The sequence below is a fragment of the Hyalangium gracile genome (assembly GCF_020103725.1).
GTDB lineage: Bacteria > Myxococcota > Myxococcia > Myxococcales > Myxococcaceae > Hyalangium > Hyalangium gracile.
On record NZ_JAHXBG010000030.1, the window covers coordinates 100,843 to 116,497 of the forward strand.

Genomic DNA, 15,655 nt, shown 5'->3' on the forward strand with positions numbered 1-15,655 from the left:
TTCTTCTTGAATTAGACGCTCCGACGGTCGACACGACCGTTAAAAACCATCGAATTAACAATGCCGTCTACAGGCCTCATATCTACGGCCATCGCTCGACAGGGATGGCAAGGTTCTCCGTATGCAAGAGAGGCTCGTTGGGCTTCGAGCCGGGTTCCTTGATGGAGTAGCCATCCGTGCCGAGGGTGTAGCACACCGGGAAGCGACGCCCGTCCGGCAGGAGCATCTCCGTGTAGCGGCCGTAGACGGCCTCTCTTCCCTCGATAGAGAGGCCTTCCGTCCAGAGCTGCCCGTACAGCAGGGTCCCGTCGGGCACGGGATAGTCGTGCTTCCATCCTTCGGGGAGCTCGACCCGGCTGACGATTTTTCCCGCGTGGTAGACGCCCACTCGCCGCTGTCCCCTCCCGCCGGGCTGGTGGATGTCGATGACGACAGGGAGGACATTGCTGCCGATCATGTCCCTCTTGAACAGGTTCAGCTCTTTCATGCGCTGGACGGTTTCCGGGGGACAGTCCTCGGGAATGGGCCGCAGTTGGGGCGCGGCGCAGCCGACGCTGAAGGTGGTGCACAGCCAGGCGGCCACGGTCCTGACGGGCCACGAGTTGCGGAGGGTGGACACGAGCGAACTTCCTTTCTCGGATGAGGCGGGAGCCAACCACTCCCAGCCGGCGGTGAGGAGGCCGAGGCTCAGCAGAACCAGCCCCACCCCCAGGCCGATTCTCCTCCATCGCTTCCTGCGGAGAGCGGCTTTCTCCTCCAGGGTGCGAACCTCCGCCTCCATCTGCTGGATGGCGGCGGAGAACTGCTCCAGCGTCTGCACGGCGGAGCGCTCCTGCTGCTGCTGCCGAGCCTCCTGGCCCCGGTGCTCGGCCTGCTGCTGGTGAAGGCGGCGCTCCTCCTCCTCGTCCTGGGTCCTGGGAGCGGGGCCTCCGGAGGGCAGGGCCAGCGACGCCTTCCACTGCTGGGTGGAGCGCCGCTTGTTGGCCTCCCACAGCGCCTGCAGCAGCACCTCGGCGCTCGCGTAGCGGTCCTCCGGGCGCTTCTCGAGCAGCCGCATGGCGATGCGGCTGAGCGACTCGGGCACGGCTGGGTTGAGGCGGTGGGGCGCACGCGGGACGACGGTCTGAATGGCTGTGAGCAGCTCGTCCGCGGGCATCCGCGCGTCGAAGGGCCAGCAGTCGGTGAGCGCCTCGTACATGAAGACGCCCACCTGGTAGAGGTCGCCGGCCGGCGTGGCGGTGAAGCGCGCGCCCTTCTTCCAGGAGCCCTCGCGCAGGAAGGCAATGGACTCGGGCGGAAAGGTGTGGGGCGTGCCGGGAGCCAGTCCCACGGTGAGGGTGGAGCCGCCCGGCAATCGCGCGCTGCCCATGTCCACCAGCACCGGTTTCTGGTCCTCCGGGACGAGGACGTGCGCGCTCTTGAAGTCGCGGATGAGGATGCCGCGGCGGTGCAGCCCCGCCACCACGCGCACCACGGCGATGAAGATGTCCGCCAACTGGGCGGCGGTAGGGCGGGTGCGCTCACGCCAGTCATGGAACGGCTCGCCGGGCACGAAGTCGGTGACGATGAAGAGATAGCCCTTCTTGGGATGCGGCCACCGGCCGATGGCCCGCACATGAGGCAGTCCGTCGGCGCTGCTGTTGGCCAGGAGGACGGCGCCCTCGTGGCGCATGCGCCCATCCACCTGACTCTCTTCCAGGTTCTTCTCGCGCGTGTCCTCGGAGAGCTCGGGGGCTGGGCGCACCGCCATCTTCAAGGTGAAGAACTCGCCCGCCAACTCGGCCTTGAATGCATGCCCGAAGCTGCCGCTGCCCAGCGAGGCGACGATGTGCCAGGGGCCCACCTTGTCCCCCGGCTTGAGGTGGTCGGGGTGAAACGCCTCCGTCGTCATGAGCGCGTCCTCACTACTTTGCCTCGAGGTTCAAGGAGATGCGCTGCTGGCCACTGGCGTCCAGGACTTCCACGGCAAAGGACGTTTTCTCCAAGGGAGGCAGCACCGCCTCGACCACCAGCGACCCATGCTCACCAGGAGCCAGTTGCTCCGGCTTCATTCGAACCGAGATCACCTTGACGGGTGCTCCTGGTAGACCCGTGATGCGCGCCTGACCTGGCGTCCAGGGCGGCTGACCCGGCAGGTTCCAGAGTGAGATGACCACCAGCGTCGAGAGGGTTCCCCGGTAGACAGAGCCGTGCTTGGGTATCAAGCCCATGGAACTCGGTGAGGGTGTGCCCACGTGGAGATCCCTTTTCTGCACTCCCTCGGTGAGCCACCCGGAGAAGACGAGGCTGGCGGGCCCCAGCTCCGTGCTCCGGGCCTTGAGTTCCTCCAACTCCGCTTCCTTCTGAGTGAGGGCAGCGATCAGTGCCTCGGGCGTATGGGCCCGCCGGTCCACCTCCACCTTGGCGTCCACGACGTCCGCCTTGGAGAGGACGGCGAGGACGGCCTTGGCGGGCAGGGCCTTGTCCTTGAACCCCACCTGAAGGATGAGCCGCTCGCCGGGACTCAGGTCCGCAATGGGCTCCAGGACGAGGGTGTTGTCGCCCACGTCCACCCACCGGAAGCGGGTCCGGTCCACCATGAGGCTGTTCTTGTCCAGGGGGCCGTTGAAGGCCACGACGGTGGAGTTGCCCGCGGCCACATACACCTCGGGGAGGGAGTCGGCGGGGGTAGAGGGCAGCGAGGCGCGGCGGTCCTGGCGCTGCCGCGCGGGCTGAGGCTGGGCGGCGGCGGTGCTCGCAGCCAGCAGGGGAACGAGGAGCAACCACGTGATGGGTCGGGTCAACGAAGCAGAACCTCCAGGGTTGAGCCTATCACACAGGCGCTCCCGTCATGCGACGCGGGCGCTGTACGCTCCCTGTCCTCGAGGAACTGGGGAGGATGACCGCAACGCCTGGTCCAGGTGGGTCCGAAGAAATTCTTGCGCGCTGGAGGGAGGCGCCTGTGCCAAGGGAGCGGCCTGGCCACGGAGGCGCCCCTGTGCGCGGACCGGTGCCCAACTGGTATGACAAGCAGACCAGTACGGACCGGTTGCGCCCGGCAGGAGGGCGGACCGTTCCATGGGAGCTCCCCGCGCCTGCAAGGGGCGCCCCCTGCGCGCCAGGAGTCTTCCGCGCGGAAAAGGCCGTCAAGCGTCCGCCGTGATAGGGGCCATTCCGATGCATGCTGAATGCGCCTTCCATCCTGGCCATCCATCGGTCTTCACATGTGCTCGGTGTGGCAGCTTCGCGTGCGAGGCCTGCCGCCGTGAGGGGTCGGAGCCTGAGCTGTTGTGCGAGCGGTGCCTTCGTCCACCTGCTCGCGAGCTTCTTCCATGGGACCGCGCCGATGCGCGCTGGAGCCTCTTCCTCGCGACGTGCTGGGCGCTCCTCCGCGCGCCACGACATACCCTTGGACTCGCGCCGCCGACTCCCACTGCGCGCGGCTCATTACGCTTCGCACTGCAGGCGTGCTCGGTCTATTTCATCGCGGAGTCACTGTTGGCTCGCGTGAACCCAACGACCACCCTAGATGTCCCCACTCCCGCGCCACTCGCGTTCTTCCTCGACATGGTGCACTGGGGGACCAGTCCGGTGCTGGCCATCCTCGTGATGCTGGGGGGCTTCGGTGTGCTTCCGTGGATGGACTGGCTCGTGCTTCGCGGCCGGCGAGCCAGCTTTCGTGCGTGCCTGCGTGCCACAGCCCTGGCATGTGCCCCGATGATCTCGTCCGTGGTCTTCGCGTTGCTCGGGACGCTCCTGCTCGTGACCTGGCAACCATCTCGGCTGTGGAGCATCTGCGCGGGTGCGTTGCCCCTCTGGTTCTTGGTGCTGTGGCTCTGGTGCGGCACACTGAGGGCTCACGCCCTTCAGATCTTCTTCTCTCTGCGCTGGTGGAGAGCATGGGTGCTTGCCTTTGCAGGTCCTCTCATGCTGTGTGGACTCGCCATGTCATTGAACCGGATCTGAACGTTGCCTGAAGCGCAGGGCGGCAAAGAACCTTCACCGTTGGGTGCCGAGAAGGCTTGACCAGGATCGTTCCAGGCTCGATCCCCGCCTGGAGAATGCCGTCAAGCGTCAGAGTAGACTCCCAGGGCATGAGCCTGGACGCGAACGAGCGCGCGGCGCTGTCCCTGATGGGCCTCTCCGTAGGAGACGCCTTCGGCGATCAGTTCTTCCGCTTCGCGGAGCAGGAGGAACGGCTCGTCGCCGAGCGCATGGCTCCTCCCGGGCCGTGGCCCTACACGGATGACACGGAGATGGCGCTGTCGGTGGTCGCCATGCTGAGGCGGCACGGGAGAATCGAGCAGGACCCGCTCGCGCTCGATTTCGCCCGTGGCTATGACCCCTCGCGCGGCTATGGCCCCGCGATGCACCGGGTCCTCAACGCCCTGCGTGAAGGACAGCCGTGGGCGGAGGTCACGCGGCGCGAGTTCTCGGGGCAGGGGTCCTGGGGCAATGGGGCGGCCATGCGTGTGGGCCCCTTGGGGGCCTACTTCGCGGAAGACCTGCACGCCGTCGTCGAGCAGGCTCGCCGCTCCGCCGAAGTCACCCACGCACATCCCGAGGCGCTCGCGGGCGCCATCGCCGTCGCCGTCGCGGCGGCACTGGCCTGGAACTGCCGCCTGGAGAGTCCGCGGCCTGGCCGCGCCGGTTTCCTGGACCGCCTGCTGCCCTTCGTCCCCGCCAGCGATGTCCACAGCCGGTTACGCAAGGCGCGGGATCTGCCCGCGAACTCCAGCGTCCCCTTCGCCGTGAGCGTGCTCGGCAATGGCACCAACCTGTCCGCGCAGGACACGGTGCCCTTCGCGCTCTGGTGCGCGGGCGAGCGGCTCGACGACTTCGAACAGGCCCTCTGGCTCACGGTCAGCGGAGGCGGAGACCGGGACACCACGTGCGCCATCGTGGGAAGCATCGTGGTGCTCGCTTGCGGTGCCGAGAGCATTCCCTCGGCCTGGCTCACTGCCCGGGAGCCATTGCCCAACGCCAGCGAGCGGTGACGACTACTTGTACTCGGGCTCGGTGCGAGCGGAGCGAGCGGGGAGGGGGCGCGGAATGGCCTTCTTCTCGGCGGAGAGCCACTCGCCGTCATAGGTCGTGAGCAGCCGCTCGAGCCCCTCAGCCCAGAGCGGCGCGGTGTCGTCGATGGATCGACGGATCCACCACGCCGTTGCCGAGCGCACATGGTTCGGATCGTGACCGCCCCAGTTCTCGTCCGCGGTGCCGAGCACCTCATGGTAGAAGTCGAGGGTCGGGCCGAACGCATCGGTGGCACCCCGCTGGGCGGCGCTCAGGTACGTCTTCCTCTCGGCCTGGACCCAGCTGGAGTTGGCGGAGAGCGCGCGCCAGACGCGGTAGTACGTGCGCGCCAGCGTGCGCGCGGAGCGGTCGTAGACGGCCTGGGTCTCCTGGCGCAGTGCCTCGTCCGTCGCGGCGGGGACCAGCGCCGTCGTCGCCCACTTCACGAAGGCGGGATCGTAACGGCCGAAGTCCTTGGAGCTCTGCAGGTTGAGCTTGCCGTTCTGGTGCGGGCCCGAGCGGAAGGGCTTCACTGGCGCCAGCGAGAGGAACGTCTTCCAGGAGATGACCGAGAGCGCGCGGCAGAAGAAGTTCCGCATGCCCCCTTCGTCGCCATAGTCGAACGCAAGGTCGTCCCCGCAACGCGGTCCGCTCGCCTGGGGCAGCAGGTGCCAGGCCTCGGAGAGGCTCTTGGCCCGCTTATCCTCGGCGCCTTTCTTCCGCGGGCGCGACGTATCGGCAGGCGGTGCCTTCGACCGGGGACCATCATCGCCGCCGGCGACAGCCGCGCTGGAGAGGAGGACGGCGGCCAGGGCCACCGCGGACACGGACACGACCAGGAGACGCATGCTTCCTCCGCAGGAAGCCGAGTCTGGCATAACGGCCGTGGAGGAGGGGGCGCTCGCGCCGTGCGAATCGGAGGAGCAATCTGATCGCAGAGGGTAGGTGGGTGTGGGACCAGGAGGGCCAGCTCGTCCCCACCTGATCCGAAACCCTCTCCGTCCGGAACCCGACCCCCGCTCCTGGCCAGACGTTCGTTTCTTCAGCCTGAGCCCCGCCGACGTGGCGCGGAGGGTGGCCGAAACGTCATCCACCGTGCGCTGCGGGTTTCACCCGTGAAAAAAATGCACGGTCCGGGGTACTCCGCACCTTGCCCGTGGGGCATCGGATGTGCACTTGGATGCGCCAACACGGAAGCCGCGCGTCGCTGGGACGCTCCGGTCTCCGAGGGGGCGCTGATCCTCACAGTACACCGCGGCCTGCCCCCACACGGCCGCGCCGGGACCCTATGTTGACCGTCCGTTCACTTCGCGTGCTCACCACGATGATCCTGGCCCTGACGGCCCTGAACGCCGCCGGGCAGCAGGAGCAGCTCCTCGAGCCAGCCGTCGTCCGCAACCGCCTCTACCGGCCCGCGGGCAACCTGGAGTTCTCACCCAGCGTGGGCGTCTCGATGCTCACCTACCTCACCGCCCACTACACGCTCGACGTGGGGGTGGCCTACAACCTCTTCGACACCATCGCCGTGGAAGGCCGCGCCGGCTACGCCTTCAGCCGGCAGACGGGCCTGGCCCGCTCCATCTCCGAGAGCTTCCTCGGCCGCGACGACAAGAAGGTCACCGACGAGCTCCAGGACCTGTGGCGGATGAACCTCCACGGCATCTTCGGCGTGCGCTGGGCTCCCGTGTACGGGAAGCTCTCGCTGCTGGCCGAGGTCCCCGCGCACTTCCAGGTGTACCTGTGGGGCGGCGGCGGGATGGCCTCGTTCCAGCGCCAGTCGCTGATCCAGTGCTCCCAGGTGGTGAACCGGGACCTGGGCATCTGCGACGACCGCACCGATCCGCTCGATCGCTCCACCTCCTCCGAGAACTTCTGGGTGAAGGAGTCGCGGGTGGCTCCGGTGGTGAGCGCGGCGGTGGGCTTCCGGTTCTTCGCCTTCGAGCGGCACGGCGTGAAGTTCGAGCTGCGGGACTGGGTGTTCCGCGACGCCTACCGCGTGGAGCTGTCTCGGGATGACTGGGAGGCGGGCCGCGAGACGGGCACGCCCGCCGCGAGCCCGGGCTTCACGCACCTGGTCCAGTTCGACATCGGCTACACCTTCCTCTTCTAAGAACCCATGCGAACGATCCTGTCCTTCGCGGTGCTTCTGTCCACGGTCGCCGGCGCGCAGCCCGCTGTCGCGCAGGCCGAGCCCACGGTGCCCGCGCCCGGCGCCGAGACCTCCATTCCGCCCTCGGTGTCCGCGCCCTCGGAGCCCGTGGCCCGTCCTCAGACGCCGCCCGCGCACGAGATGGGGACCACCGTCCCCACGGAGCAGTCCCGCCCCGCGCCCCGAGCTCCCTCCGCCGACGAGGCCGAGGAGACCGAGGCCCCGGCGCCCACCGAGGCCGCCGCGCCCGCTCCGGAGCAGCCCGCCTCGGATGCTCCCGTGGCGGTGGCGGACGTGGACACGGAGCTGCGCACCACGACGCCGGAGCAGCAGCGGCTGGTGCACGGCGCGCCGCTCTACAACCCGAACGTCTCGGTCCACATCGTCCAGAAGAAGCGCTTCGCGGACGAGGGCAGGCACGAGTTCGCGCTCTACCCGGTGGCGGTGCAGGTGAACGGCCGCTTCACCAACCACGCGGGCAGCGCGCTCAACTACACGTACCACCTGCAGGAGAACTTCGCCGTCCAGCTCACGGGCCAGTACAACTGGTACTCCAACGAGAGCGGCTTCAACCTGGAGCTGATCGACAAGGTGCGCGAGCAGGCGCAGGCGGCCTCCTCGCTGCTGCTGAACTGGGGCGCGCAGGCCGGCGTCGAGGTGACGCCGTTCTATGGAAAGTTCGCCTTCTACGACAACCACCTGGCGCAGTTCAGCCTCATCATCAGCGGCGGCGCGGGCTTCGGCGGCACGCGGCACCTGATCCGCCCGGAGGTGGACAACGAGGTGGAGGGCGAGACGTTCACCGTCCCGGCCCGCTTCGGCGACACGGGCACCAAGTTCCTGGGCTCGGTGGGCGGAGGCTTCCGCATCCAGTTCGGCGACTCCTACGCCGTGCGCTTCGAGGTGAAGGATCTCGTCTACACCGCGCGCGTGGATCGGGTGGACGGCTGCAACCTGGCCGACTTCGAGAAGATGGAGGCCGCGCGCGCCAGCAACGCCCCGTTCTCCGAGCTGGCGCTCAGCGGCAGCTGCCGGTTCCAGAAGTTCGACGGCGTGGACCCCAAGACGAAGAAGAACTACCGCGAGGACATCATCCTCGGGAGGGACCTGGTGGCCGAGCCCTCCTCGGACGTCCTCAACAACGTGAGCTTCTACGCCGGCTTCTCGATCCTCTTCTGATGGAAACCCCTGTCATGTCCCGACTGCTCGCACTCGTCGCCATCGCCCTGGTTCCGCTCACGGCGTCCGCCCAGGACGCGGGCGCCTACAACCGCGCGCTCGCCGCCTTCAACGCGGGGGATCTCGACACGGCCGCGCCGCTCTTCTTCGAGGCCTCCGAGGGTGGCTCGGATCCGGAGACGAAGGGCAAGGCCGAGTACTACCTGGCGCAGACCTTCGCGAAGAAGGGGCTCCCGGTGAGCGCCTTCGTCACCTATGCGGCCATCATCAAGGAAGGCCCCAAGCACCCCTCGTACCTCAAGGCGGTGGAGGGGCTCGTCGACATGCAGCAGCAGCTGGACGAGCAGAACCTGATCCCCAGCCTCCTGAACCAGGCCTACACGGACGAGGTGAGGGATCAGTGGGTGACGCTGCCCCGCGAGGTGCTCGCGCGCATCAACTACCTGGTGGGCACCATCAGCCACCGCCGCGGCCGCTTCGAGGAGGCGCGCTCGCTGCTGGAGGCCGTGCCGTCCGAGAGCCGCGTCTACGCCAAGGCGCAGTACCTGCTGGGCATCGTCCTGGCGGATCCGCGCTTCCCGGGCCGTCCGGGCGAGGCCGAGACGCTGGACAAGGCCGCGCTGGCCGCCTTCCAGAAGGTGCTGAGCCAGAAGGGCGAGCAGGCCGAGCGGCAGCTCGAGCTCAAGGAGACGCGAGAGCTGGCGATGCTGGGGCTCGGGCGCCTGCACTACGGCCGCGGGGAGTACAAGGAGGCGAGCGACGCCTACGAGGGCGTGCCGCGCTACTCGCGCTACTGGGACCAGGCCCTCTTCGAGAACGGCTTCTCCCGCTTCCAGAACGAGGACTTCGGCGGAGCGCTCGGCAGCCTCCAGGCGCTGCATGCGCCCCAGTTCGCCGGTGCCTTCCAGCCCGAGTCGTGGATCCTCAAGGCGACCGTCTACTACTACAGCTGCCTCTTCGACGAGGTGAAGACGACGCTGGCCGCGTATGACGAGGTGTACGGGCCCATGGCGCAGCAGCTCCAGCCCTTCGTGGGCGAGGACATGGAGTTGATCCCGGCCTTCAACCTGGTGTCCGCCGCGGAGAACCGGCGGCTGCCGCGCCCCGTCTACCTGTGGATCCGCAACAACGAGCGCGTCCGCGAGGTGATGCGGGTGCTGGCCAACGTGGACGCGGAGAAGCGGTCCATCGCTGGGATGTCTTCCTGGAAGGGTAGCGCGCTGGCGACGCAGACGATGGCGGCGCTGGAGGATGTGCGCAACACGCTGCTCCAGGTGGGCGGCACGCTGGCCAAGAGCCGCCTGCGCGAGGCGGCCGACAACCTGCGCACCTTCTCGGACCAGGCGGAGATCATCCGCGTGCAGACGGCGCTCGATCAGAAGGATCTGCTCCAGGCCGGCGTGGACCAGAAGGCACTGCTCACCCGGCAGTCGCTCTACCGGCCCGCCATGCCCGGGGCCGCCTGGAACTACTGGAAGTTCCAGGGCGAGTTCTGGATCGACGAGATCGGCTACTACCAGTACACCCTCAAGCGGGGGTGTCCGGCGAAGCCGGCCCAGGAGCGCTCCGAGCTGGGCGCGCGATAGGCTCGGGTAGCACTCGGGCGGTCAGGAGTAACGGGGCAGGCCCGCGCGTTGTTCCGCGCCGTGGCCGCCCCGTTTTCCTGTTCAGCCGTCGAAAGCCGTAGTGCCCTCCGGGGCGCATTCCGTCGTGTTGGCACGGTTGCAGCACTTCTCATTCCAGGAGTGCGCGTCTACCTTCGGTCGTCCCTTCGATGGCAGGAGTTCGCATGAAGGCGTTCCTTCGTTTCGGTGCGCTGGCGGTGGGTGTAGCGCTCACCGCGAGCGGGGTGGGGGAGGCGGCAGCCTCCAAGAGGGCGGCGAAGAAGCCTCCAGCGGCGGCAGCCAAGGCGGGCGCGACGTCGAAGAAGTCCACGGCCTCCAGGTCCGCGTCCAAGGACGCCGCGACCAGGCCGGTGTCGGCCATCCCGGGTGAGCCCGAGGAGAAGGAGCGGCGCAACGGCCCCGCGCGGGTGAGCCCGGCCGCCGGCAAGTTCGCCGATCTGCCGCGCATCGCCGACAGCAAGAAGGACGCGCTGGCGGACAAGAAGCGCGACGAGGCCATCGAGGGCTTCAAGCGGCTGATCCCGAAGATCCAGGACGGCACCTCGCGCAAGGCCGACCTCTTGTACCGGCTCTCGGAGCTGTACTGGGAGAAGTCCAAGTACCTCTACCGGCTGGAGATGGACCGGTACCTGGAGGCGGAGAAGAAGTACGACGCGGCGGTGGCGCGCGGCGAGAAGGTGGAGGCCCCGAAGGAGGACCACCGCGATAGCGAGCGCTACCGCGCGGAGACGATGAGCCTCTACGAGGACATCCTGCGCGACTATCCGCAGTACGAGCTGCGTGACGAGGTGCTCTTCTCGCAGGCCTACAACCTCCAGGAGCTGAACCGCGGCCCGGAGGCGGTGAAGCGCTACGAGGAGCTGATCCGCGACTTCCCGAAGTCGCAGTTCGTCCCGGACGCGTACATCCAGCTGGGCAACCACTACTTCGAGAACAACAAGCTCGTCCCGGCCAAGCAGAACTACGAGAAGGCGCGCGACACGGGCGTGCCGAAGATCTACGCCTACGCCATCTACAAGCTGGCCTGGTGCGACTACAACAGCGGTGACTACGAGCAGGGCCTCCAGAAGCTGCAGGAGGCGGTGCAGTTCGCGGAGACGCGCGGCGAGGAGCTGGGCGACCTCAAGACGGAGGCGCTCAATGACCTGACCGTCTTCTTCGTGCAGCTCGATCAGCCCAAGGAGGCCATCGCCTACTTCAAGGCGAAGGCGCCGACGAAGCGGCAGGCGCGGCTCATCTCCAAGACGGCGGTGGGGCTGGCGGACGCCGGCCACTTCGACAGCGCGATCCACATGTTCCGCTGGCTCATCGAGGACAAGCCGATGGGGCCGGGCGCGCCCGAGTACCAGCAGGCCATCGTCCGGGCCTACGAGGGGCTGCGCCAGCGCACGCAGGTGCGCTCCGAGATGAAGAAGATGGTGGAGCTCTACCGGCCGGGCGGGACGTGGTGGGAGGCCAACACCGGCAACAAGACGGTGCTGCGCAACGCCTTCAACGTCACCGAGGAGGCCATGCGCGTGATGGTGACGGAGTACCACCAGGAGGCGCAGAAGACGCGCCAGGTGGAGACCTACCGGCTCGCGCGCGACATCTACAAGGAGTACGTGGACACGTTCGCCTCCAGCAAGGATCCGGAGTTCATCTCGGACTCGGCCTTCAACCTGCGCTTCTTCTACGCGGAGATCCTCTGGACGCTCGAGGAGTGGGAGGCGGCCGCCGCCCAGTACGACTCCGTGGTGGCGTTCCAGATCCCGGACCGCGACTCGGCGCGTGAGGTGTCCAACGAGTCCTACCGCAAGAGCGCCTCGTTCGCCGCGGTGCTGGCCTACGACAAGCTGGTGAAGATCGAGCGCGGCCAGCTCACCAAGAGCGACCTCAAGGACGGCCAGAAGGTCGACGAGAACAAGTACAAGGGCGACGTCGAGAAGAAGCGCATCGTCAAGAAGGACGCGAAGGAGCAGCAGGAGCAGCCGCTCACGCGCTTCGAGGAGCGCCTGGTCGCCGCGTGCGACGTCTACAACAAGCTCTATCCGGACAACCCGGACGAGGTGGACCTGCGCTACCAGGCGGCGGTCATCCTGTATGACCGGAACCACTTCGTGGACGCCGCGCGGCGCTTCGGAGAGATCATCGTCAAGTACCCGGAGGAGCGGCGCTCGCGGGACGCGGCGGACCTGACCATGTTCGTGCTCGAGAGCCGCGAGGAGTGGTACGAGCTCAACCAGCTGTCGCGCCAGTTCATGGCCAACAAGAAGCTGACGAAGCCGGGCACCGAGTTCGCCACCCGCGTGGCCAAGGTGGTGGAGGGCAGCCAGTACAAGTGGGTGGATGAGGTCGTCTACCGCAAGGAGAAGAACCCGAAGAAGGCCGCCGAGCTCTTCCAGGAGTTCGTCACCGAGTTCCCCAAGTCGGAGAACGCGGACCGGGCGCTCACCTACGCGATGATCATCTTCCAGGAGGCCGCCGAGCTGGATCGCGGCGTCGAGGCCGGCGAGCGCGTCCTGCGCGAGTATCCGGATAGCGTCTTCAACCTGAAGGTCCGCTACACGCTGGCCGGCTTCTACGAGAAGATGGCCGAGTTCAAGAAGGCCGCCGAGGCGTACGAGGCCTTCGTCGCCGCCTATGACACCGCCACGGGCAACGGCTCGGGCGCGAAGAAGGGCAAGGGCGCGAAGAAGGCTCCGGCGTCGAAGGTCGCCCAGAGCGGCGGCGAGCGCCAGCAGCTCATCCAGGAGGCCGAGGCGTGGGTGGCCGACGCGCTCTTCAACGCGGGCCTCTGGTGGGAGGGCGTGGGCGCCTCGCCGAAGGCCATCGCCGCCTACAGCGCGTACATCTCGCGCTTCCGGGACCGCAAGGACGTGCCGCAGCTGGCCTTCAACATCGCCCTGGTCCACGAGAAGGACGGACGCTGGGAGAGCGCGGCGAAGGCGTTTGCCTCCTTCGCGGACACGTACGCGAAGGACTCGCGCACCACCGCCGGCCAGCTCTACCTGGCGAAGTACCGCGAGCTGATGGCGTACCGGCAGCTCAAGAGCCCGCGGGACATGGAGCGCGTGCAGGGCGAGCTGGTGCGCGGCTGGGCCCGGCTCTCCGAGGAGGACAAGAAGAACGTCAGCCTGCTGGACGCCTACGCCCACGCTCGCTTCCTGGAGCTGGAGTCGCTGTGGAAGCGCTACACGGACATCAAGTTCTCGCGCGTGTCCACCATCCGGAGGGATCTGGCCGCCAAGCAGCGCGAGATCCAGAAGGTGGAGAAGGAGTACGCGGCGGTGCTGGCCATCGGCTCGGGCGAGTGGGGCATCGCGGCGCTCACCCGGATCGGGCTTGCGTACTCGGACTTCGCTCGCAACATCCTCGAGTCGCCGGATCCCAAGGGGCTGGATGAGGATCAGCTGGCCATGTACCGCAGCGAGCTCGAGAACCTGGCGCTCCCGCTCGAGGACAAGTCCACCGAGGCGCTGGAGAAGGCGCTCGACAAGGCCTACGAGCTGTCCATCTACAACGAGTGGACGCTGGCGGCGCAGGACCAGGTGAACAAGTACCGTCCGGGGGCCTACGCCCAGGTGCGGCAGGTGCCCTTCCGCGGCAGCGAGTTCTTCGCCACCTCGGACGTGGCCAAGGATCCGGGGATGTCGGCCGCCGCCACCGCGGGCGCCGCTCCCGCCGCTCCCGCCGCCGCTGGCACTCCGACGCCGGCTCCGGCGACTCCGGAGTCCCAGTCGGCTCCTCAGTCTCCTCCACAGGGCTCGCCCGCGCCCGCCGCCACGGTGGGGGAGGCCCGGCCGTGATGCGCACTCCATCCAAGGTACCCGCAGGGAAGACCGCCATGACGATCGCCCGCACGTTCGCCGCCGCCGCGCTCGCCTTCACGACCGCGTGCGCCAAGGCTCCCCAGGTCAAGCCGTCACCTGTCACCGAGGTGGCGCCCAGGCCGTCGCCGACGCAGGTGGCTGCTCAGCCCTCCTCGCCCGCGGCGTCGCCCTCGGCGGCTCCGTCGTCCGGGGCCAACGAGTCCGGGACGCACCAGCTGTTCGTGTCGGCGCTCGCGTCGTTCGACGCGGGGGACTACGACGCCGCGCGCAAGGGCTTCGAGGAGGTGGTGGCCAAGGCCCCGCAGAGCCTCAACGCCCAGTTCAACCTGGGGCTCATCGCCGAGCGCCAGGGCCGGCTCGCGGATGCCCAGGCGGCCTACGAGAAGGTCCTCTCGGTGGACGCCAACCACCAGCCCTCGCTGCTGAACCTGGGCCGGCTGTACCGGCTGCAGGACCAGTTCGAGTCCGCCATCAACCTGTACGAGAAGGCGCTGAAGACGCCGGGCCGCGAGCATGACGTGGCGCTGCTCAACAACCTCACGGTGGCCTACCGGCTGGCCGGGAAGTTCGAGCAGGCCGAGGCCACCGCCCGGCGCGTGCTGGCGCGCAGCAAGGACAACCCCGAGGCCTACAAGAACCTGGCCCTCATCTACTACGACCAGGGGCAGTACCGGCTGGCGGAGGTGGTGAGCGCCAACGCGCGCAAGCTCGCGGAGAGCGATCCGGGCGTCTACAACAACCTGGGGATGATCTACCTGAAGCTGAACGATCGCTCCCGCGCGCTGGCCCAGTTCCAGAAGGCCGTGTCGCTCGATCAGAAGTTCGCTCCGGGCCACCTGAACATCGGCGCCATGGCGCTGGCCTACCGGGACTACCTGGGCGCGGAGCGCTCCTTCGCCAAGGCGGTGGAGCTCGATCCCACCTCCTACGAGGGCCACCTCTATTACGCCTACGCGCTCGACGGGCAGAAGGGGCGCGACCCGAAGAAGGGGCTCGCGGCGGGCGAGGCCTTCGAGAAGGTGCTCACCCTGCGCCCCGAGCAGCCGGATGCCGTCTGCGGCGCCGGCTGGGCCTACGCGGCGGACCGGGGCGGCTGGGACAAGGCGCTCGGCTTCCTCGAGCGCTGCAAGGGGCTGCAGAGCACCTCCGATCAGGACAAGCAGATGATCGAGGCGAAGCTGCAGGGCATCGCGGCCATGAAGAAGAGCGGCGCGCAGCAGCCCGCCGACGAGGAGAGGAAGGAAGCCACCCCGGCCCAGGGCGGCGACGGTTCGCTGCTCGACAAGGTGTCCGAGGATGCGGCGCGCCAGGAGGGCACTCCTCCCGAGGAGGTGGCGCCCGCGGGTGATGCGGCCTCCAGCGAGGCTCCGGCGGGCAATGACGCTCCGAGCAGCACGCCTGCTCCCTCTCCTGTCCCGTGAGCACCCCGGACGGGACAAATGACCGGACGCAGTGAGAAGATTTTTCACCTTTGGGGGCGGGCGACGTGGCAGGCGCGAGGCAAGTTCCCTACGATCCAAGGGGTTGGGCCTGGATCGACTCCTGCAAGGATCTGCGGGAACCTCTTCCAGGGCCCGCTGTCGAAACCGATGGGTGAACGGAGGCTGAAGATGAAGCGACTGGCATCGGCGGTGGTGGCGGCGGCGGTGTGGGCAGGCCCTGCGGTGGCTCAGGAGAAGGACGAAGTGAAGGTCATCCAGGAGGAAGACAAGACGGTCTATCGGAAGAAGACCGTCATCGACTTCACGGATGTCACGGTCGAGGGCGAGCTCACCAAGCCCGAGGGCTCCTACGTCCTCAACCGGAAGAAGACGGACTTTCAGAGCCTCATCAAGGTCCGGGACAACTTCAACCCCGAGCTGCAGAAGTCGGTGGACAACCTCTAGCGCCTGAAG

At 67.9% G+C, this 15,655-nt stretch carries 11 protein-coding genes; 8 read left to right on the forward strand and 3 right to left on the reverse strand.

Translation table 11 applies throughout. From position 1 onward, the window contains the following. Positions 1 to 82: 82 nt before the first annotated feature. Both KY572_RS39790 and KY572_RS39795 read right to left on the reverse strand, forming a co-directional pair. Positions 83 to 1,891 carry a serine/threonine protein kinase gene (locus tag KY572_RS39790; RefSeq protein WP_224248959.1) on the reverse strand — a complete coding sequence of 603 codons (1,809 nt, stop codon included), beginning with the start codon at positions 1,889 to 1,891 and terminating at the stop codon, positions 83 to 85. Between the two features lie 13 nt (positions 1,892 to 1,904). Continuing rightward, positions 1,905 to 2,783, reverse strand: coding sequence for a DUF2381 family protein (locus tag KY572_RS39795; RefSeq protein ID WP_224248960.1), 879 nt, complete (start codon positions 2,781 to 2,783; stop codon positions 1,905 to 1,907). Positions 2,784 to 3,486: 703 nt separating this feature from the next. Here KY572_RS39795 and KY572_RS39800 point away from each other — a divergent pair. Next, complete coding sequence (locus tag KY572_RS39800) at positions 3,487 to 3,945, forward strand: hypothetical protein (protein WP_224248961.1); 459 nt, start codon at positions 3,487 to 3,489, stop codon at positions 3,943 to 3,945. Positions 3,946 to 4,073: 128 nt separating this feature from the next. Next, positions 4,074 to 4,976: an ADP-ribosylglycohydrolase family protein gene (locus KY572_RS39805; RefSeq protein ID WP_224248962.1), complete on the forward strand. Its 903-nt coding sequence runs from the start codon at positions 4,074 to 4,076 to the stop codon at positions 4,974 to 4,976. Between the two features lie 3 nt (positions 4,977 to 4,979). Here the strand turns inward: KY572_RS39805 and KY572_RS39810 are convergent, their stop codons facing one another. Continuing rightward, entirely contained in the window at positions 4,980 to 5,843 is an 864-nt protein-coding gene (locus KY572_RS39810) for a hypothetical protein (RefSeq protein WP_224248963.1), read from the reverse strand. Between the two features lie 440 nt (positions 5,844 to 6,283). On the opposite strand from KY572_RS39810, the gene KY572_RS39815 reads away from it, so the two are divergent. The 6 genes from KY572_RS39815 (at position 6,284) to KY572_RS39840 (ending at position 15,646) form a co-directional block, all read left to right on the forward strand. After that, the gene (locus tag KY572_RS39815) at positions 6,284 to 7,105 is read left to right on the forward strand and encodes an outer membrane beta-barrel domain-containing protein (RefSeq protein WP_224248964.1); all 822 of its coding nucleotides are present in this window, start codon (positions 6,284 to 6,286) and stop codon (positions 7,103 to 7,105) included. A 6-nt stretch (positions 7,106 to 7,111) separates the two neighbouring features. Continuing rightward, complete coding sequence (locus KY572_RS39820) at positions 7,112 to 8,323, forward strand: outer membrane beta-barrel domain-containing protein (protein WP_224248965.1); 1,212 nt, start codon at positions 7,112 to 7,114, stop codon at positions 8,321 to 8,323. A 14-nt stretch (positions 8,324 to 8,337) separates the two neighbouring features. Then, entirely contained in the window at positions 8,338 to 9,909 is a 1,572-nt protein-coding gene (locus KY572_RS39825; RefSeq protein ID WP_224248966.1) for a tetratricopeptide repeat protein, read from the forward strand. Positions 9,910 to 10,112: 203 nt separating this feature from the next. Next, entirely contained in the window at positions 10,113 to 13,736 is a 3,624-nt protein-coding gene (locus KY572_RS39830) for a tetratricopeptide repeat protein (protein WP_224248967.1), read from the forward strand. 38 nt (positions 13,737 to 13,774) lie between these two features. Further along, on the forward strand, positions 13,775 to 15,181 hold the full coding sequence (locus KY572_RS39835; RefSeq protein WP_224248968.1) for a tetratricopeptide repeat protein: 1,407 nt from the start codon (positions 13,775 to 13,777) through the stop codon (positions 15,179 to 15,181). A 189-nt stretch (positions 15,182 to 15,370) separates the two neighbouring features. Further along, positions 15,371 to 15,646 carry a hypothetical protein gene (locus KY572_RS39840; protein WP_224248969.1) on the forward strand — a complete coding sequence of 92 codons (276 nt, stop codon included), beginning with the start codon at positions 15,371 to 15,373 and terminating at the stop codon, positions 15,644 to 15,646. Positions 15,647 to 15,655 lie beyond the last annotated feature (9 nt).